The sequence below is a fragment of the Flavivirga algicola genome (assembly GCF_012910715.1).
GTDB lineage: Bacteria > Bacteroidota > Bacteroidia > Flavobacteriales > Flavobacteriaceae > Flavivirga > Flavivirga algicola.
The window spans coordinates 554,352-575,002 of the sequence record NZ_JABBHF010000001.1 but is presented as its reverse complement, the minus strand read 5'-3'; the positions used below and the strand labels follow the sequence as shown (position 1 = coordinate 575,002).

The 20,651-nt window shown below is 32.9% G+C and carries 18 protein-coding genes; 9 read left to right on the top strand and 9 right to left on the bottom strand.

The features are described 5' to 3' along the window. The first annotated feature begins 67 nt into the window (after positions 1-67). Entirely contained in the window at positions 68-613 is a 546-nt protein-coding gene (locus HHX25_RS02290; RefSeq protein ID WP_169669647.1) for a YfiT family bacillithiol transferase, read from the top strand. Between the two features lie 7 nt (positions 614-620). Continuing rightward, positions 621-1,103, top strand: coding sequence for a GNAT family N-acetyltransferase (locus HHX25_RS02285; RefSeq protein ID WP_169669646.1), 483 nt, complete (start codon positions 621-623; stop codon positions 1,101-1,103). On the opposite strand, the gene HHX25_RS02280 is transcribed toward HHX25_RS02285, so the two are convergent. Further along, the gene (locus HHX25_RS02280; RefSeq protein WP_169669644.1) at positions 1,100-1,660 is read right to left on the bottom strand and encodes a thioredoxin family protein; all 561 of its coding nucleotides are present in this window, start codon (positions 1,658-1,660) and stop codon (positions 1,100-1,102) included. The genes HHX25_RS02285 and HHX25_RS02280 overlap by 4 nt on opposite strands. Before the next feature lie 162 nt (positions 1,661-1,822). Here HHX25_RS02280 and HHX25_RS02275 point away from each other — a divergent pair, with 162 nt between their 5' ends. After that, the gene (locus tag HHX25_RS02275; protein WP_169669642.1) at positions 1,823-2,158 is read left to right on the top strand and encodes a tRNA-binding protein; all 336 of its coding nucleotides are present in this window, start codon (positions 1,823-1,825) and stop codon (positions 2,156-2,158) included. Positions 2,159-2,236: 78 nt separating this feature from the next. Here the strand turns inward: HHX25_RS02275 and HHX25_RS02270 are convergent, their stop codons facing one another. Both HHX25_RS02270 and HHX25_RS02265 read right to left on the bottom strand, forming a co-directional pair. Then, positions 2,237-2,632, bottom strand: a complete 396-nt coding sequence (locus HHX25_RS02270; protein ID WP_169669640.1) for a PUR family DNA/RNA-binding protein — start codon at positions 2,630-2,632, stop codon at positions 2,237-2,239. Between the two features lie 155 nt (positions 2,633-2,787). Next, positions 2,788-4,551, bottom strand: a complete 1,764-nt coding sequence (locus HHX25_RS02265; protein ID WP_169669638.1) for an ABC transporter ATP-binding protein — start codon at positions 4,549-4,551, stop codon at positions 2,788-2,790. Between the two features lie 206 nt (positions 4,552-4,757). Between HHX25_RS02265 and nusB the strand changes: the two genes are divergently transcribed. The 3 genes from nusB (at position 4,758) to yajC (ending at position 6,627) form a co-directional block, all read left to right on the top strand. After that, entirely contained in the window at positions 4,758-5,702 is a 945-nt protein-coding gene (nusB, locus tag HHX25_RS02260; protein WP_240964203.1) for a transcription antitermination factor NusB, read from the top strand. Between the two features lie 132 nt (positions 5,703-5,834). Further along, positions 5,835-6,332: a DUF1573 domain-containing protein gene (locus HHX25_RS02255; RefSeq protein ID WP_169669636.1), complete on the top strand. Its 498-nt coding sequence runs from the start codon at positions 5,835-5,837 to the stop codon at positions 6,330-6,332. 1 nt (position 6,333) lies between these two features. Beyond that, entirely contained in the window at positions 6,334-6,627 is a 294-nt protein-coding gene (gene yajC / locus HHX25_RS02250) for a preprotein translocase subunit YajC (protein ID WP_169669634.1), read from the top strand. 84 nt (positions 6,628-6,711) lie between these two features. Here yajC and HHX25_RS02245 read toward each other — a convergent pair whose 3' ends face one another. The 6 genes from HHX25_RS02245 to HHX25_RS02220 form a co-directional block, all read right to left on the bottom strand. Beyond that, positions 6,712-7,650, bottom strand: a complete 939-nt coding sequence (locus HHX25_RS02245; protein ID WP_169669632.1) for a LysR substrate-binding domain-containing protein — start codon at positions 7,648-7,650, stop codon at positions 6,712-6,714. Positions 7,651-7,741: 91 nt separating this feature from the next. Next, complete coding sequence (locus tag HHX25_RS02240; protein ID WP_205957976.1) at positions 7,742-9,073, bottom strand: DUF58 domain-containing protein; 1,332 nt, start codon at positions 9,071-9,073, stop codon at positions 7,742-7,744. Positions 9,074-9,184: 111 nt separating this feature from the next. Continuing rightward, positions 9,185-10,252: an AAA family ATPase gene (locus HHX25_RS02235; RefSeq protein ID WP_169669630.1), complete on the bottom strand. Its 1,068-nt coding sequence runs from the start codon at positions 10,250-10,252 to the stop codon at positions 9,185-9,187. A gap of 2 nt (positions 10,253-10,254) precedes the next feature. Then, positions 10,255-11,460 (bottom strand): DUF4350 domain-containing protein, encoded by a 1,206-nt coding sequence (locus HHX25_RS02230; RefSeq protein ID WP_169669628.1) that lies wholly within the window; start codon positions 11,458-11,460, stop codon positions 10,255-10,257. Beyond that, positions 11,460-12,143: a hypothetical protein gene (locus tag HHX25_RS02225; protein ID WP_169669626.1), complete on the bottom strand. Its 684-nt coding sequence runs from the start codon at positions 12,141-12,143 to the stop codon at positions 11,460-11,462. Before HHX25_RS02225 ends, HHX25_RS02230 begins: the two co-directional genes overlap by 1 nt. 38 nt (positions 12,144-12,181) lie before the next feature. Further along, positions 12,182-13,171 carry a stage II sporulation protein M gene (locus HHX25_RS02220; protein ID WP_169669624.1) on the bottom strand — a complete coding sequence of 330 codons (990 nt, stop codon included), beginning with the start codon at positions 13,169-13,171 and terminating at the stop codon, positions 12,182-12,184. 24 nt (positions 13,172-13,195) lie between these two features. Here HHX25_RS02220 and HHX25_RS02215 point away from each other — a divergent pair, with 24 nt between their 5' ends. The 3 genes from HHX25_RS02215 (at position 13,196) to HHX25_RS02205 (ending at position 20,643) form a co-directional block, all read left to right on the top strand. Further along, complete coding sequence (locus tag HHX25_RS02215) at positions 13,196-13,915, top strand: RDD family protein (RefSeq protein ID WP_169669622.1); 720 nt, start codon at positions 13,196-13,198, stop codon at positions 13,913-13,915. Positions 13,916-14,648: 733 nt separating this feature from the next. Then, positions 14,649-17,423, top strand: coding sequence for a glycoside hydrolase family 2 protein (locus tag HHX25_RS02210; protein WP_169669620.1), 2,775 nt, complete (start codon positions 14,649-14,651; stop codon positions 17,421-17,423). Between the two features lie 67 nt (positions 17,424-17,490). Next, entirely contained in the window at positions 17,491-20,643 is a 3,153-nt protein-coding gene (locus tag HHX25_RS02205) for a family 43 glycosylhydrolase (protein ID WP_169669617.1), read from the top strand. Positions 20,644-20,651 lie beyond the last annotated feature (8 nt).

Here is a 20,651-nt window from a genome sequence, read left to right as displayed (position 1 = left end):
ACGAGCTCATTAAAGTCTATAAAATAATTTACTCAAAATATTGATTGGTATTTTTTATATTTGTTTAATGACGGAACAACAATTAGAAAAGCTTAAATATCCCATTGGGCAGTTTGAATGTCCGCAGAATGTCACCGAACAGGATATTAAGAATTGGATTGCCATTTTAGAACATTTTCCAAACCGATTGGAAAACCTTGTTAAAAACTTAACGGACGATCAATTGGATACCGTGTATAGACCTGATGGTTGGACTATAAGACAGGTGGTACACCATGTATCAGATAGTCACCATCATAGTTATACCAGATTTAAATGGGCATTAACGGAGGACAAGCCGCTTATAAAAGCTTATTTCGAAGATAGATGGGCCGAGCTTGTAGATTCTAAATCAGCTCCGATAGATATGTCAATAAACCATATAAAAGCGATACATTTTAAGCTTGTTTATCTATTGAGAACATTATCTCAAGATGATTTGAATAAATCTTTTGTACATCCAGAAACAAAATCAGAAATATTATTAAGCTATAATATCGGAAATTATGCTTGGCATAGCAACCATCATTATGCTCATATAGAGAATTTAATGAAGCAAAATCATTGGATTTAAATTAGTCATGATTAGGCCTTTAAACTTAAATGATACCAAAGAACTTCTGGATATTTACAATTATTATGTATTGAATTCTATAGCTACTTTTGATGATGAGGTTTTATCCCTAGATACTTTTAAAGAAAAAATTACACGTATAAGTACCAATTATCCGTTTATTGTTTTTGAAGAAGACAATAAAATCTTAGGATATGCTTATGGAAGTAAATGGCGTCCGAAGCCTGCATATAAGCATACTGTTGAGTCGACGGTATATGTAAAACATGATGTCTTAGGAAAACAGGTAGGTACTAAGCTATATACAGAGCTATTATCTCAATTAAAAAAACAAAATTATCATATCGTTTTAGGAGGGTTAACATTGCCAAATGACGCCAGTGTGAGGCTTCATGAGAAATTTGGGTTCGAACAGGTAGCTCATTTTAAAGAGGTAGGGCTAAAATTTGGTAAGTGGCTTGATGTTGGCTTTTGGCAATTACGCTTTTAGGTGTTTATCCATTTAATATTGCAACCAATACTAGGTTTTTGTTGAGTAGTATTGTCCCTATTTTCAATTAAACAGTCTAAAGCATTTCTTAAATCATTTCCTGTGAGTGCAATTTCATTGCCTGGACGAGAGTCGTCTAATTGTCCTCTATAAGCTAACTTTAAATTACTATCAAACACATAAAAATCAGGGGTACATGCTGCATCATAAGCCTTTGCAATCTCCTGTGTTTCGTCATATAGATAAGGAAACGGATAGGCTTCATTTTTAGCATGAATGGTCATGTTCTCTGGGCTGTCTTGTGGGTAGTTTACAACATCGTTGCTAGAAATGGCAATAAAACTAATGCCCTTTTCGGCATATGAATTTGCAATTGAAACTATTTCAGGGTTTACGTGAATAACAAAAGGGCAATGATTACATATAAACATAATTACCGTAGCACTGGTTCCTTTTAATTGAGTAAGTGATAAGTGTTTACCAGATATAGTATCAAATAAATTAAACACAGGAGCTTGAGTCCCTAAAGGAAGCATATTGGATGGAGTTCTAGCCATGAAATTTAAGTTTCACCAAAGTTCGTAATTTATTGTCAAATAAGCTTTAAAATGACTACAGAAATTGTTTTTTGCTTTTTGTATATGTTATTTAAATAAAGTGTTATTAAATTTATGATCCATCATTATTAAAATCCATTTAGCAAATTGTATTTTTGAAAAATGAGCAATACAATAACTTTTGAAGATTTCACTAAAGTAGATTTACGAATAGGAACTATTATTGAAGTTAATGATTTCCCTGAAGCAAGAAACCCTGCTTATCAACTAACTATTGATTTCGGTGATCTGGGCATTAAAAGATCATCTGCACAAATTACAACGCTTTATAAAAAAGAGGACTTACTAAAAAAACAAATAGTAGCGGTTGTAAATTTTCCTAAAAAGCAAATTGCCAAGTTTATGAGTGAATGTTTGGTATTAGGAGCAGTAAATGGTAAAGATGTGATACTTTTAAATTCAGAGAATCGAGTAAAAAATGGTACACCAGTAGCTTAATTAATAAAGAATAGGGACAAAAAAACCGCAACAATATTGTTACGGTTTTCCATGATGACTCAGTTTGTTTAGTTTAGTTTATATGTCATCGAAATCTACATCAGTAAAACTTTCGGCAGATTTATGTGAGTCACCATTAGTTGATGATACTTCTGTATTTTCAACTTCGTAGCTCTTTTTAAAATCTTTTTGGTGACGCTCGCTAATAACTTCGTTACCTTTCTTTTCTATAATATAATCAGTCATTTCGGCTAATATATCTTTAAATTCAGAAAAGTCTTCTTTGTAAATATATATCTTATGCTTCTTGTAGTGAAATGATCCATCATCGTTTGTGAACTTTTTACTCTCAGTAATAGTTAAGTAATAATCGTCCGCTTTAGTGGCCCTTACATCAAAGAAGTAGGTACGTCTTCCTGCTCTTAATACTTTCGAAAAAATCTCTTCTCTCTCCATCATATCATTATTGTTCATAGTGTATAGAAATTTGTTTAGTTATCGTTATTTATTATCAAAAATCTAAAAAAAACCGATACTAACCAACAAATTAGGAAGTTTCTTTTTTAAATGTTGTTTTATTTCATTAAATAAAAAAGAACAAAAAGTTATTAGATTGGGGTTTAGTTCGTTCAAGATTCGTTTGAAGTGGTTTCGCTCAATTGTTTTAAGAATAGATGTTTGTAGTACCCATCTATATTTATAAGCGTTTCATGTGTGCCTTCTTGAACAATTTCACCATCATCCAGTACAATAATTTTGTCGGCATTTTTGGCAGATGAAACTCTGTGGCTAACAATAATTGTTGTTTTGCCTTTTGAAATTTTATTAAGATTTTTTAATATTTTTTCTTCAGTCTCTGTATCAACGGCAGACAGACAATCATCAAAAAGTAATATTTTAGGCGATTTTATAATGGCTCTGGCAATAGATACGCGTTGCTTTTGTCCACCAGAAAGTGTTATACCTCGTTCACCTAAAATGGTATCGTAACCTTTATTGAATTTAGCAATGTTTTTGTGTACCTGCGCATTTTTCGCTGCTTGAATAACGTCATCATCCGTGGCGTTTTCTTTTCCAAACTTAATATTGTTCTTTATGGTATCGGAGAATAAAAAAGCATCTTGAGGTACATAGCCAATACTATCTCTTAAATTGTTCAAATTAAGTTTATCTATTTGTATACCATTAATAGTAATCGAACCTTCATTAATATCATAAAGTCTACCAATTAAGTCTAAAATCGTGGATTTTCCAGATCCAGTTTTACCTATAATTGCTAGTGTTTCTCCCGATTTGATATTAAAACTAACCCCTTTTAACGCTTGAATATTTGTATCATCGTAAGTAAAAGTAACATTATTGAAACGAATATCACCAGTAATTTTTGTATCTGTATTTATAGTGTTTTTAATTTCGGGTTCAATTTTTAAAAATTCGTTGATTCGTTTCTGCGATGCTTCAGCCTGTTGTACAATCGAAGTGACCCAACCTACTGTAGCCACTGGCCACGTAAGCATATTTACGTAAATAATGAATTCTGCAATAATACCAATACTTTCAATTTCTCCATTGATATATTGCATGCCACCAATATAGATTACCAATAGATTACTTGCACCAATAAGTAAAATCATCATTGGAAAAAACCAAGCCTGAACTTTGGCTAAACTTATTTGTTTTTCTTTACTCTTCGAAGCAAGTGAATTAAAATTTGTTGATGTTTGTGGCTCAATACCATAGGCTTTAATTACCGAAATGCCGCTAAAAGATTCTTGGGTATATGTAGAAAGTTTAGACAAGTATTCCTGAACAATGGTGCTACGTTTATGTATTTCCTTACTGAGCTTATATATAATGACAGAGAGAATGGGTAATGGTATTATTGTGTATAGTGTTAATTTTGGTGAGGCATTAACCATATAAATAATAACAACAACAAACAATGTAAAAGTATTAATACTATACATGATAGCGGGCCCTGCATACATACGCACCCTCATAACATCTTCGGTGATACGGTTCATTAAATCCCCTGTTCTATTCTTTTTATAAAAATTTAAAGACAGCTTTTGGTATTGGTCATAAATTTCATTTTTTAAATCGAATTCAATATAACGTGATACATTAATTATGGTTTGGCGCATAAAAAAGGTGAGTATGCCGCCTATTATTGCAGCTCCGATAATATAAAGAATAGCTTCTATTAACTCAGCTTTAAAAACCTCTTTGGTAATCAATCCATCTAAAGCCCTTTCTACCAAAATAAAAACTTGTTTGACATAGCGCGGAGTAAAAAGTAGAAAAATTCTAGCTACAACAGTAATTACCATACCTATTAAAAGGTGTGTTTTATATTTTAAAAAGTACTTATTTAGATGTTGTAATTCTTTCATTTACCTAGTCGTATCGGGAGAGCAAATATAATGTATTAATAAGAATAAAATAGAAGTATATATTACAGGTAATTGTTAAATATAGTTTAAAATATTATTCTAATAATAAAAAGAAAATATGAAGTTACTTTTCAAAATAATATTATTTTTGCAGCGGAAAAACAATGAAACACTTTCATATTTTTTAATTTAAGTTCTTTGTAATTATGCTAAATAGAAGACATATTCGTGTAAAAGTAATGCAAACTCTGTATGCCTTTAAGGGAGGCGAGAGTGACGATTTTACTAAAGATCAGAAATTCTTATTATTTAGTATAGATAATATGTACAACTTGTACCTCTTATTAATTTCGCTGCTGCTTGAAGTTCAAAAAAGAGCTGAAGACGATTTACAAAAAAAACAAAAAAAGCATTTAGCGACAAAGGAAGACAAAGATCCCAACAAAAAGTTTATAAATAACCAATTGCTTAAATCTCTGAGAGAGAATTTACAATTGAAAGACCAATTGGACCTTCATAAAATAACTAATTGGGAATTGGATGGTGAATACGTAGATGTTATTTTTAGAGCGATTACCAAAAGTGACCTGTATAAGGATTATATGAAAACCAGGGTTTCCGACTTTAAAGAGGATAAAGAATTTATTGTTGATGTGTTTAAGGACATCATTGCGCCTAATGAAAAACTTTATGAGTACTTAGAGGATAAAAACTTAACTTGGTTGGATGATCTTCCAACAGTAAATACAACTATTTTGAAATTGTTGAGAAAAGTAAAGACAAGTTCACCCGAACATTATTTTACACCCAAATTGTATAAAGATTCGGATGATCAGAAGTATGCAATTGATTTGTTCAAAAAAACACTTTTAAATAGATCGTTAATCAACAAGGAGATTGAAAAGAAAACCAAAAATTGGGACTCAGATCGTATTGCTGATGTCGATTATGTATTATTGCAAATGGCAATTAATGAATTAAAAAACTTTCCATCTATACCAGTAAAAGTGACTATTAATGAATATTTAGAAATAGCCAAAGAATATTCTACACCAAAAAGCAGCATATTTATAAATGGTATTCTAGATAAATTGGTTAAAGAGTACGATGCTGGAGGGAAATTAAATAAAATAGGGAGAGGGCTTATGTAATCTTCTGAACTTGTTTTGATTTTTTAGGAAATAGAAAAAGTCAAGATAAGTTCTTTGTTAAGAAGTTAATAAAAGTTTTTAATAGATTAAATAATTACTATTTTTACATCACAAATGACAAAAAATTTAACAATGAAAAAAATAATATTAGGATTAAGTACATTATGCTTAATCGCATTTACTTCTTGTAAAGAAAATGCAGCTAATAAAATTGATGACAAAAATGTAGCTGAAGCAGCAGTAAGAGATGCGAGCTCATCTAAGTTTCCCGTAATTGAGTTTGATAAGAAAGAACATGATTTTGGTGAAATCGAATCTAAAACAAAAGTTACTACGGTTTTTAACTATAAAAATACAGGAGACGCTCCTTTAGTTATTACAGATATTAAAAGTACTTGTGGATGTACGGTGCCCCAAGATTGGAGTAGAGAGCCTCTAGAGCCAGGAGCATCAGGTAAATTTTCTGTTCAATTTAATGGAAGTGGAACCAATAAAGTTTCTAAAACAATAACGGTTACGGCAAATACGGAAAAGGGATCAGAAACTGTAAAAATTACAGCTTTTGTAAAGCCAGATCCGAATGCAGCCAAAAAACCAGCAACAACAACATCAACAATTCAAGTAAAATAAGATGGGAGAAGGAGGAATAAGCGCATTTATGCCATTTATATTAATGTTTGTAGTTGTATATTTCTTTATGATTGCACCACAAATGAAACGTGCAAAAAAAGAAAAGAAATTTGCAGCCGAATTAAAAAAAGGAGATAGAGTCATTACTAAAAGTGGCCTACATGGTAAAGTCTTGGAGCTAAATGATAAGGATGGGAGCTGTGTTATAGAGACTATGTCTGGTAAAATGAAGTATGAACGCTCGGCTATTTCTATGGAAATGAGTATGAAACTAAATGCACCAGCAAAAAAATAAGATACTTTTTTGAGTATATAAAACAAAAGAGCTTCCAAACAGGAAGCTCTTTTGTTTTTAGGACGAGACGAGGTCTGTATTTTTCTATTTAGCTAAGGGGCTAATGATTTCTACGTTTTGAAATGCGATAGCACCTCTAATCACACCAGATATAACATCTTGCAAAGCTTCAATGATTTGCATTTTTAACTCACTTTTATGATAAATAATACTCACTTCTCTGGCTGGTGTGGGATCATTAAAATGATGAAGGTTTTCTTTCTCTTTATCATTTATATCCAAAGTATGTAAATAAGGTAAGAGCGTCATGCCTAATCCTTCATTTGAAAGTTTTATAAGCGTTTCTATACTACCACTTTCTAGTTGAAACTGATCATCTGTTTGGTTTTTAAATGCTTTGCAAAGGTTGATAACACCATCTCTAAAACAGTGACCATCTTCAAGTAAGAGCATATCATCAATATCTAAATCTGATACATCTATTTTTTTATGCTTATGTAACCTATGGTTTTCGGGAATATAACTTACAAAGGGTTCAAAATAAAGGACGCGTTCTTTAATGTTTTCTTCTTCTAATGGGGTCGCAGCTATAGCAGCATCTATATGTCCGTCGTTAATTTTAGAAATTATTTCTTCTGTAGCCAGTTCCTCTATCTTAAGCTTAACCTTTGGGTGTTTTTTTATAAAATTCTTTAAAAACATAGGGAGTAGGGTAGGCATAACAGTTGGTATAATACCAAGCTTAAACTCGCCACCTATAAAACCTTTTTGCTGGTCTACAATGTCTTGAATTCTATAGGACTCATTAACAATATTTCTTGCCTGGGTCACAATTTTTTTACCAACATCGGTTAATTCAATTGGTTTTTTTGTACGATCAAAAATCAATACATCCAATTGATCCTCAAGTTTTTGTATTTGCATGCTTAATGTTGGTTGCGTGACAAAACATTTTTCTGCTGCTTTGGTGAAATTCTGGTTTTCGGCAACAGCTAAAACATAGTATAATTGGGTAATTGTCATAGTCATTTTATTTAGACTACAAAAATAGAAAAACTATCAATAAAATTTATAGAAACTACTTTTAATTATAAATTAAATTTTTAGAAAAGCTTTAAAGTAAGCCTCGGGCTTTAATTTCTAAATACTTATTGATGGTATCAATGGTAAGATTTTCTGGTGTTGTTAAGATAGAATAGATACCGTATTTTTTTAATTCATTTACGATAAGACGTTTTTCAAATGCGAATTTTTCGGCAATGACTTTATCGTAAACTTGTTGTACTGTTTCTGCCTTTTCACTGATTAAAGTGCTAAGCTCTGTGTTTTTAAAAAAAATAACCACTAATAAATGACTTTTAGAAATAGCCTTTAAATATGATAATTGCCTGTTTAAGCCATCTAGTGTTTCAAAATTGGTATACATTAAAATAAGGCTTCTATGTGTAATATGGCGCTTTATACTTCCGTATAATCGACTAAAGTCACTTTCAAAGAAATCGGTATTAACATTATAGAGTGATTCTAAAATAAGCTGCATTTGCGAGCTTCTTCGTTCTGCAACAACAACATTGTCTATGTGTTTGGAAAATGAAAACATACCAGCTTTATCATGTTTTTTTAAAACAACATTACTTATTACCAGAGCGGCATTAATGGCATAATCCAAAAGACTTAGACCATTAAAAGGCATTTTCATAATACGGCCTTTATCAATAATAGAATAAACTGGTTGTGATTTTTCATCTTGAAACTGATTGACCATCAGCTGATTTTTCTTTGCTGTTGCTTTCCAGTTTATGGTGCGTAAATCATCTCCTAAAACATAGTCTTTGATTTGTTCAAATTCCATGGAATGTCCAAGACGCCTTACTTTTTTTAGACCATATTCTAACGAGTTTTTATTAATATTTAGAAGCTCAAATTTTTTTAATTGCTTAAAACTTGGATAGGTTGGCACCATAGTGCCTTCATCGAATATAAAACGCTTCGCAACTAATTTTATGACGGAGGATGCATACACATTCAAACATCCAAAATGATATTCACCACGTTCTGTTGGCTTTAAATCATACTGAATTAATCTTGATTTACGAGGCGGAATACTTTCCTTAATTTTAAAGTCTCTTACTTGAAATTGTTCAGGAACTTCATCAATAACTTCTAAATAAACTGAAATAGGATAGTTATTGCGAATGGTTAGTTTTATTTGGTTTTTATCACCGTTAGAAAACTTATCAGGAACTACTCTTGAAGCCTCAAGTTTATTTTTTCCAATAAAAACAATTAGAAAATCTAAAAAGAACAAGAGTATGAGGATTAATATGGAAAGTTGGGCTATATTAAATAATAGGGGGATGAAATAACTTAAAGCAAATAATACAACAATGCCAATGCCTGCATAAAAAAAACGGGATTGTATGTAGAATGGTTTAAATAATTTCAAAATTTGTTAAAAGTTAAAAGTTAAAAGTTAAAAGTTTTAGTTGCTCCTCCCTCTGAATGATATTGTGTTGTTTATTTTGACCACTTACCACTTACCACTTACCACTGCAAACTAACGGGGTATTTCAACAGTTTCAATAATTTGTTTTATAATTTGCTTGCTAGAAACCCCTTCCATTTCACGTTCTGGTGTTACAATTACTCTATGGTGTAAAACAGGGATAGCTGCACGTTTTATATCTTCTGGAGTTACAAAATCACGCCCAGACATAGCAGCAAATGCTTTACTGGACTTTAATATGGCAATGGATGCTCTTGGTGATGCCCCTAAATATAGGAATTGATTATTGCGCGTCGCAACAATGAGTTCTGCAATGTATTTAAGTAAATGTTTTTCTACTAGAATCTGGCTCACTAAATTCTGATATTTTACTATTTGATCAGCTGTAAGGAATGATGTCAGGGCTTCTGTTTTTGGTCTATCTTTTAATTCATGCTCTCTGGAAAGTATTTCTATTTCTTCATCTAGATTAGGATAATTAACATCAATCTTAAATAAGAAACGGTCTAATTGTGCTTCAGGTAACCTATAGGTGCCTTCTTGCTCTACAGGGTTTTGAGTTGCCAAAACCATAAAAGGTGCATCCAATTTAAATTTATTGCCGTCAATCGTAATTTGCTGTTCTTCCATGACTTCAAATAAAGCGGCTTGTGTTTTGGCAGGAGCTCTGTTGATTTCATCAATAAGGACCATATTTGAGAAAATAGGGCCTTTTTTAAATTCGAATTCCGATTTTTTTAAATTAAAAACAGAAGTTCCTAAAATATCACTTGGCATTAAATCTGGTGTAAATTGAATACGGCTAAAGTCTACACTCAATGATTTAGCCAATAGCTTCGCTGTAACGGTTTTTGCAACCCCAGGAACACCTTCTATAAGGGAGTGGCCTTTAGCCAAAAGCGATGCAATGAGCATATCGACCATATCTTTTTGTCCAACAATAATTTTACCGACTTCTTGTTTTATTTTATTGACACTTTGTTGAAGTTCAGATAAATCCAAACGATTTTGAAATTGTAAATCATTATTGTTTTCCAAAGCACTACTATCAATTGAAGATATAGTGTCAGATTTCGGTAAAAAATCTTGATGGTCTTGAGATTCTCTATTTTCGTCCATAATTATGTGGTATAAAAAGCTTCAATATGCTTGTTTAATTTGATTAGGTTTTCTTCAAAAAACTCGTTTTTTGATCTTAGCCAGTTAATATAATTGATTAATTTTTTAACAACCTCTTTTTTCTTACCAGTTTTAGCAGCCAATCGCTCTATAAACTCATCGTTTAATGCGGATGTGTCTAAATTAAAATCGGTTCTTATTTTTTCTAAAAAATACGTTATTTTTTTATCAATTAGGTTTTTATGATCTTGGGTTTCAAAATATAAGTTAGATACCGTTTTAACGAATGCTATGGTTGTGTTTTGCAGTGGTTTTATAATTTTTATAATACGTTGTCTACGTTTTGCATTAAATATCATGAATAAAATACCAAAAATTACGGCAGTATACCATGCCCATCTAAACGATAACTGTTCTAAAAACCAACTTAAATTCGATTCTTTTTCAACATCTCCATCATAGCCTGTTTGGATTTTGGCGTACGAATCAAAATACACATTGTTTTCTGGTAAATAGGAAATGAGTCCCTCTACATATTTGTAACGTTCTTCTTTTAAAAGGTTATAATTTGTAAAAGCTTTAGGTTCAAGATGTAAGTAAATGTTTCCTTTTCCAAAAGGAACATGAATAAAATTAACATGTTTGTAATCGATTTTTGAATGCCCGAGTACATGATAATTTATAGTATCGAACCGAGCAAAATAGTAATCACCTTCATTTTTATCAATAATTGTACTTTCTATATCAATATATTTAAGTGATTGGTATGAAATACTATCCTTTTCATTTAAAATATAATCAACATCGATATTTAGGGTATCATGAATTTTTTGTGAAAAATAATAATCAGATATAAATAAGGTGTTCCCAGCGTCAGCAAAATTTAATAATTCATCTACCGAATCGTTTTCCAAATAATCAGAATTACCAATTATAATAAAGCTCCCTTCTGCAACATGTTCTCCATAGCTGTCTTCAGAATTTGCTCTTAAATAGCTACCAGGTTGGTGGAAAACGGTTCTAACTTTATAATCTTTAAAAAGATTTGGCAATTCTTTATAAAATACACTAATCCCATAGGGCTTGTTACTTTTTTCATTAAAAGATTCTTCCCAATCAACTGTTTTGGTTCTTTGAATACCTATGGCAACAGATGCCGTAACGACTAAAGAAACAATTATTATAAGGACAGGCAAAATTTTCTTCATTATTTTACCTGATTTAAAAGTGTTAGAAAATTGCCCTTGGCCTTTGTGTATTGCTCTATATCCACTGCAAATTTGCCATACCAGATATAGTTGTATAAATACGAAGTATATGCAAACTTTTCGTGGAATGGTTTTTCGCTTATCTCATTTAGATACTCACTGTTGGTTTTGTCGTCTTCAAATTTTATATGATTTTTTAAGCTAAGTGTTTTTAAGACCAATAGGTAGTAATATCTAATAGCGAGTCTATAATTATGATCATTTTCGGCTTTTTTTATTAAAGCGTGTATGTCGGCATGTTCAATATTTTCTGCCGTGATATCATCATATGTATTAAGTGTTTTGGTGTTCCTTGATGAAAACAATCCAGAGCCTCCTTCATTTAGTAAGATATAAACCAAATAACCAACAGCAATACCTATAGCAAGATAAAATAGCCAACTCAGAGGTCCTAAGTTTATGGTTATGCCATCTCGGTTATTCTTTTCTTTTAGTTTTGGCTTCCCATTTTTATAATCTTCATAATTCCCAGAGCCTTGAGGTGTTTTAGTGACTATTTTTTTTCCTTCGTAATTATATTTGCTACTAGAATATCGATTTTTAAAATTCTCATCAAATTCCCTTATTTGCTCAGGTTCTTGTAAGAAGGTAAGACTAGAAGTTGTTTGATAACAATAAACCATAAAAAACCAAAAAAATGCAATATGTAATCTGTTCGTTTTCAACTAAGAGATGGGGATATTATTTGTGGTTGGGTGATTTCTTTTTGAACTTTAAAAGGGTAAATTAAATAATAATAGCTAATAATACTTAGGGTAATTAATATAATACCAGTTGATAGCCAATTGGGCATAATGTTAGAATACCGCGTGATAAAGCCTTCTAGGAATCCAGCAGAAAAAGTAAAAGGGAACGTACTTATTAAAATTTTTATACCCGTTTTTGCGCCTTGTTTAAATGAAGTGTATCTGGAATGTGTAGCAGGAAATAAAATACTGGCTCCGAGAATAAGTCCAGCAGCAGCTTCAATGACGATGGCAAAAATTTCCATGGCTCCATGTATCCAAATGCCTCGAACGCTTTCCCACAAAACACCTTTTTCATAAAAAAAATACTGAAAAGAACCAAGCATGATACAGTTTTTAAACATGATATAAAGTGTCCCAATTCCTAAAAAAACGCCTAATACAAAAGCGATAATACCGACACGTAAATTGTTTATGGTAATGCCAATAAAGCTCCCCCAATTACTCCCGCTTTTATAAACAGCTACAGGATCTCCCGCTTCTATATTTTCTATAGACATGTCCACATAGTTATCTCCCAGTACAGAGCGTACAAATTCACCATCATTAGCAGCGGAAATGACACCAATAAAAGTAAATGCGAAAAATACAATAAAAGCAATGTAGATAAATTTACGGTATTGATAACAGATGAGAGGCACTTCGGTTTTCCAAAACCCCAAAAATCTATTTGTATCTTCTCGTTTTGTTTTATAAATTTTTTGAAACGCTTTAGCAGCTAACTGATTAAGATATATAATGACCTTACTTTTAGGGTAGTAAGTTTGCGCATACGCTAAATCGTTTATTAAGTGGATGTATTGTGAGGCTAGTTCGTCAGGGTCTTCGAAGTCATTATTAAAGACTGCTTTTTCAAAACTTAACCATTTTTCTTTATTTTGCTTGATAAATGAAACTTCCCTCATATATTTGATAAATTAAAATATAAAATGTCAGAGTTACAAATTAACACGACCCAAAATGTGAAAATAACGTTCAATGCTGCAGGTGGTGGAGAAAGATTGTTAGCATTTATTATTGATACAGCTATCAAAATTGGGTATTTACTTATTTTAAATAAAATATTTGGGGCGTTTGAGGGGATGGATGAATGGTCCCAAATAGGTATCAATACGATATTAAGTTTTCCTGTAATGTTTTATACATTGGCTTTAGAATCTTTTTTTCAAGGTCAAACCATTGGCAAGCGTGTACTTAAAATTAGAGTTGTTAAGATTGATGGGTATCAGGCATCCTTATCTGATTATGTTGTACGATGGTTTTTTAGAATTGTTGATGTTTATATTTTCGGATTGGGCTTTTTCGTCATGTTGTTTAGTAAAAAAACACAGCGGTTAGGTGATATGGCGGCAGGAACAGCTGTTATTACATTAAAAGATCACGTGAATATTAGCCACACTATTTTAGAGAATTTAAGACAAGACTATAAACCAACTTATCCTAATGTTATTAGATTGTCTGATAATGATGCCCGTATTATAAAAGATACGTTTACTACAGCAAGACTTTCAAAAGATTATGAGACCTTAATAAAATTAAGGTCTAAGATAATAGAAGTTGTTGGAATAAAGGAAGTGAAGCAACAAACAGACATACAATTTATTGATGTCATTTTAAAAGACTATAATTTTTATACCCAAGATATGTAAGCAGAGAACCACTTTTTCTTTTTCAGAAAAAGTGAGTGAATCGCTTACCCAGAGCGCAGTCGAAGGGTTCCAAGAATTGGTAAAGAAATATTTAAGAACCACTTTTCCTTTTTTTCGGAAAAAGTGAGTGAATCGCTTACCTAGAGCGTAGTCGAAGGGTCTTAAGAATAGGTAAAAGAATATTTAAGAACCACTTTTTCTTTTTCAGAAAAAATGAATAAGTCGCTTACCCTGGATTGTTTGACTTAGTTGAAGACAAACTAAGTTAAATGAAAGTTTTCAATTTTATATGGCATTAGGCTCATTGAACTTTAACAGGTTTAGTACGCTCTCCTAATATGGTAATAAGATGTTAGCATTGTTTTATAAGTCCGTTTATAGAGACAAATTATATTGATAATAAAATATAAAAAAGAATAATTTGTCACCTAAATTAATACCGAAAGCCCCCCTTCAAATCATTAAAAAACATAGAACTTGTAATATTTATTTAGCAAAGGAAAACAATTAAAATAGAGACAGTTATTATTCAAAATAAATTTTAGAATATTTATAAAAATTAGGTTTAAACATTTTGATTCTTAAAATAATATTTTTTTGTCAAGCATCATAATAGTTATAAAAACAACCATGTGATGTCCTGAAGTTTTTGATAATTATGAATACAATAAAATGAGAAGGTTCTTGTGAGTAACAATACCAATATTAAGCATATTAATTTAATGAATAGAAAATGTCTACATCCAAAGAAATAAGAATCACAACATTTTTCATCTATAGATTTTTAGGTAAAAGATTATGCGTATTGTTTTTCTTGTATTTGAGTACTTTATATATCTCAGCCCAAAACAAACTTCCAGAATATTCTACAGCAGGGTTCTTTGAGGTTGAAAATTCAGGAAGAAAAGCCTATAATTTCAATGTAGGTTGGAGATTTATTAAGAGCGATATAAAAAATGCACAAGAAATAGGTTTTGATGATTCCTCATGGGAAATAGTCAATGTACCTCATGGCCTGGAATCCCTACCTGTAGAAGCTAGTGGGGGTGTGAATTATCAAGGCCCTGCTTGGTATAGAAAGCATTTTAGCCTGAATCCAGAAATGAAAGGAAAAATACTGATACTACATTTTGAAGGCGTTATGGGTAAATCTAAGGTATATCTTAACGGAATACTGTTAAAAGAACATTTTGGAGGGTATTTACCTATTGTAATTGATATATCCAACCATGTTTCCTTTAATACAAAAAATGTAATCGCCATACGAACCGATAATTCTGATGACGGTATCTATCCGCCAGGTAAACCACAAAGCACACTAGATTTTTCATACTTTGGAGGTATCTACCGAGATGCTTGGTTGATAAGTACCAATAAAGCACATATTACAGATGCCAATTTAATAGATAAAGTAGCTGATGGTGGCGTTTTTGTACGTTATGAAAATTTAAGCAAGCAACAGGTAGATGTAGTCATTAGAACCAATGTAGAGAATCAACACAACAAAAAACAAAATTTAACATTGGTTGCTGAAATCAAAGATAAAGTAAACAAAACCGTTGCTACAGTAACCAATACGCTTTCTATATCCAGAGGTAAAAACAGAACAGTTTCCCAACGTATTAAAGTATTAGAGCCAAATTTATGGACACCAGACATCCCATATTTATACGATTTGGTGTTGACCATAAAAAACAAAAAAGGAGAAATTGTTGACGGCTATCGAAAACGAATTGGGATTAGAACCATCCACTTTGATGATGAAAAAGGCTTTTTTCTTAATGGGGAACATTATTCGCATAAATTATTGGGAGCCAACAGGCACCAAGATTTTGCTATTATAGGTAATGCGCTGCCAAATGCGTTACATTGGCGTGATGTTAAAAAGTTGCGCGATGCAGGTTTCCGTATCATAAGGAACGCCCATTATCCACAAGACCCCGCATTTATGGATGCTTGCGACGAACTAGGAATGTTCATTATAGATGCCACACCTGGTTGGCAGTTTTGGAACAAAGCCCCCATTTTTGAAAAAAGAGTGTATAGCGATATTCGTCAAATGGTTCGTCGTGATAGAAATCATCCATCCGTTATTATGTGGGAGCCTATATTGAATGAAACTCACTATCCAGATCATTTTGCCAAAAACGTACATGATATTGTTCATGAAGAATATCCATATCCTGGTGCGTTTACTGCTTGTGACCATAGTGCTAAAGGAAGCGAACATTTTGACATTGTTTACCGTGGTGCCCCAAAATATGATAAGAAAACAGGAGAATTACAAAGTTTCAATTACACGGGCTATTGGGAAAAAATGAAGGAAGAACTTCCTAAACAAGCCTTTTTTACAAGAGAATGGGGCGATAATGTAGATGATTGGTCGTCACATAATTCTCCTAGTAGAGCGAGTCGCAATTGGGGAGAGCGTCCGCAAATAGTGCAAGCATTACATTATGCTAAACCCATAGATTACGATTTTTACAATCTGGAACGTTTATATTTTCCCTTACCAAAATATATTGGAGGTACCATTTGGCATTCCTTCGATCACCAACGGGGATATAATCCTGTTCCCTTTTATGGCGGTATTATGGATGCGTTTAGGCAACCCAAGTATGCCTACCACATGTTTACCAGCCAAAGAGACCCAGATCTTGAACTAAACCACGCAAAAAGCGGCCCTTATATTTATTTAGCACATGAACTTACACCATTTTCATCACCGGATGTTGTGGTATTTAGCAATTGCGATGAAGTTAGGCTAACATTCTGTGGAGAAGAACCTATCACACTTAAAGCAGATAAGGATAATATTCAAATTCCACATCCGTATTATGTTTTTAAAGACGCATATAATTTTATGACGCTTAAGAAACTACATCGGACAAGGCGCTTTTCAGAGGCGTATATGTTGGTGGAAGGGTTAAAAGATGGCCAAGTAATTGTGTCGCATAAAAGACAACCTTCAAAGAAAGCAACCAAACTTGTTTTACATCTAGACAATGAAAACATGCCACTAATAGCAAACGGTAGTGATGTGGTTGCAGTGGTGGCTTCCATAGTAGATGAAGACGGTATCATAAAACGATTGAACAATGAATACATCCAATTTGAAATTGAAGGAGAAGGGCGTATTATAGGTGAAAACGATTTTAGCATCAATCCTAGTAAAGTAGAATGGGGAACAGCGCCTATATTGGTACAAACTACCAACAAAGCAGGTAAGATAAAAGTAAAGGCAAAATTGTTCTTTGAAGGTATTAACAAAGCAGTAGGCGGAGATATTGAGTTTGAAAGTATTGAAAACGAAGAAAATATGATTTACTCTGAATTGCCAACTAAAAAAGCAGTAGCAAAAGAAGAGACCCTTATAGATACTGAAGAAGTTAAGCTACTGCAAGAAAAATTACGAAAAACCGAAATAGAATTACGTGATTTACAGATGAAACAGGTAGAAAAAGACCAAGATGAAATTGAAAAAAAACGCTTAGGAAAAGATAATTAATAACGTTACGAAACAGTATTAGAAAATGTTAAGAACAGCCAACACTAAAAAAAAGACGTCAATAGTAATGTCAACAATATTATTTTTGACCGTATTAACCGTCTATGCCCAAACACGATCGAGGATTTATGATCAATATGTTCAAGAACCTAAAAAATCACCACTAATAGACTTTTCAAAAGCAGGTTATGCTTATGGCGAGCAAGACTTTCAATATCCTGGAAGTATTATCGATGTTACTAGTAAAGACATCTACCCTAATACAGGAGAAGACCTTACTAAAAAGGTTCAAGCTTTAATAGATGAGACTGGAAAAAATGGAGGAGGAGTACTATACTTTCCTAAAGGGAAATATACATTCAATACCAATCCAAATAACGTAGATTTTTTAAAGATAGACTACGATAATATCGTCATACGCGGAGAAGGGCAAGGAGAGGAAGGTACTATTTTTTATAATTCCACAAGTCTATTAAATAAAGAGCCTAATCCGTGGCTATCTCCAACATTAATTCGATACGGATATAAAATACAGGGTGTAGACCATTTTTGGGGAGCTGCACCATTAAAATATAATGGCGCAAAAATTAGTAAAAAGAGTGAGCAAAAAATTTATGAAGCTCCTAAACTTACTAGCGTAACGCACAAAGCAGTTAAAGGGAGTAAAAATTTAAGAGTAAAAAACACTACCGCTTTAAAAGCAGGTGATGTGGTATTGTTAGCTATGTACAATACCAATGGTAGCAATAAACTTATAAAAAAAGTACTTAATTATACTGATGTAGAATTAACACCAGATTTAGAATCGGCTAACAGAGCAGAGAAAGAAGGCGTAGCATCATTTCAGGCTCTGGTAGAAATAGAACGTATTATATCTGGCGACCAGATTTTATTACGTCAGCCTTTGCTTATGGATATTGATATGGAATTTCAGCCTATGCTATTATCGGCCCCTATGGTGCGCAATGTGGGAATAGAAAACCTTCGTTTTGCTTCAGCTTGGGATGGTAATTACAAACATCACGCTAATAGAGATGTGGATTATGGTTGGAACGCAGTCAATTTTTGTAGAGTGGCACATGGTTGGATGAAGAATGTTACCATAGACAATTATACCAACCCTATTTATTTGCAAGACAGTAAGAATGTTACTTTAGACTCTATTTTTATTACAGGTAAACACGGACACTCTGGTATTAAGGTATACGCGCATGCTTCAGATAACCTTATTCAAAATGTGAATATTCAAATGAATTTTTCACATGTATTGAGTGGTGAAGGGAATGCCACTAGAAATGTTTTCCGAAAAATAACAATGGACAAACAGATGGAAAGCGAAGGCGATTTTGACTTTCATGGATTTGCACACTACACTTATGGGCCTGCATCCCATAATTTATTTGAAGAGATTACAGGTTTAAGGTTTATTTACGGAGGTGGAGCGCCGCGTAATTTTCCCCATACCAGTATAAATAATGTATGGTGGAATATAGAATCTACTGATGTAAAAGGTACCAAGGAACTCTTTAAACACTGGCCTTGGAACAAAACCGATAGAATAGACCATCATATTTCTTATCCATCAAGTATCATCGCAGGCGTTAGTGCAAATGATGGTAAATTTATTATTAATGGTTCAGAAAGCAATCGTTCTGAAACATTGATTACTGTTGAGTCTTTAAATGGAAAAATCAGTCCCAAATCGCTTTACGAAGCACAGAAAAAAGCCAATTCAGGATTTAAAAACCCAATCATACCTGGGTTTTACCCAGACCCAAGTGTTTGTAGGGTAGGAGAAGATTATTACTTGGCAACAAGTACTTTTGAGTATTTTCCTGGAGTTCCCATTTTTCATAGTCGCGATTTAATTAATTGGAAAAAAATAGGACATGCCTTAACCCGTAAATCTCAAGTGGATTTGGAAGGTTGTAAAGCGTCGGGAGGTATTTATGCCCCTACGTTACGATATCACGACGGCCTTTTTTATATGGTAACCACAAACGTTACGGGAGATGGTAATTTTCTTGTGTACACGGATAACCCTTCGGGCGAATGGTCTGAACCTGTTTGGTTAGAAATAAAAGGATACGACCCTTCATTATATTGGGAGGATGGTAAATGCCATGTAACGACCTCAAACGGAAGTGCTTTAATTATGGCTGAGATAGACCTTAAAACTGGAAAAAACCTTTCGGAAGTTAGAAATGTTTGGGAAGGTACTGGCGGACGTTTTCCAGAGGCGCCCCATATCTATAAAAAAGATGGATTCTATTATATGATAGTAGCCGAAGGAGGTACGCAATACGGGCACAAAGTAACGATTGCGAGAAGTAAAAACCTCTATGGACCTTATACTTCAAACCCCGCAAATCCTATTCTAACCCATGCCGATGAACCTACTAAAAGAAATCCTATTCAAGGTACAGGGCATGCCGATTTTGTTCAAGCACATGATGGCTCTTGGTGGGCAGTAATTCTTGGTTTTAGGCCTGTAGTATACCGTCATCATGTGATGGGTCGTGAAACATGTTTAGCACCAGTAAGTTGGGAGAAAAATACATGGCCTGTAATTAATGGTACTGGTAGTATAGCTATAGACATGAAAACGCCTACGTTGCCTTTAAAACCATTTCTAAAAAAAACCACCAAGGATGATTTAGATGGTCCGTTGGATTTAGACTGGAATTTTATAAGAAATCCAGAAGAAGCTAATTACTCACTTTCGGCAAGAAAAGGATATTTAAGGCTAAAAGGAACCAAAGTAAAATTAGACGATATTGGTTCGCCAACTTTCATTGGACAACGGCAAACCAATTCAGAATCATCGATTACTATCTTACTTGAATTAGACGGTTCCAAAAAGGACATTAGTACGGGGTTGAGTGTTTTTATGAACAATCTGCACCATTACGATGTTATGATAAAACGTTCAAAAGGACAGCAAAAGTTGGTGCTTCGTTCTAAATTAGGAAATCTGGATTTCAATGTGTCAGAAATAGATTTTGCTCAAAATAAAGTATATCTAAAAGTAGAAACCACAGCAAGGTATTATAAATTTTCATATTCAACCGATGGGAATAATTACAAGATGCTTGGCGAATTAGATACTAGATATTTAAGCTCGGAAACTGCAGGAGGTTTTACTGGTGTGTATATTGGTTTGTTTGCGGAATCTAATAAAGGCGCTTATGTCGATTTTGATTGGATAGAAAAGAAATAAAAATATAA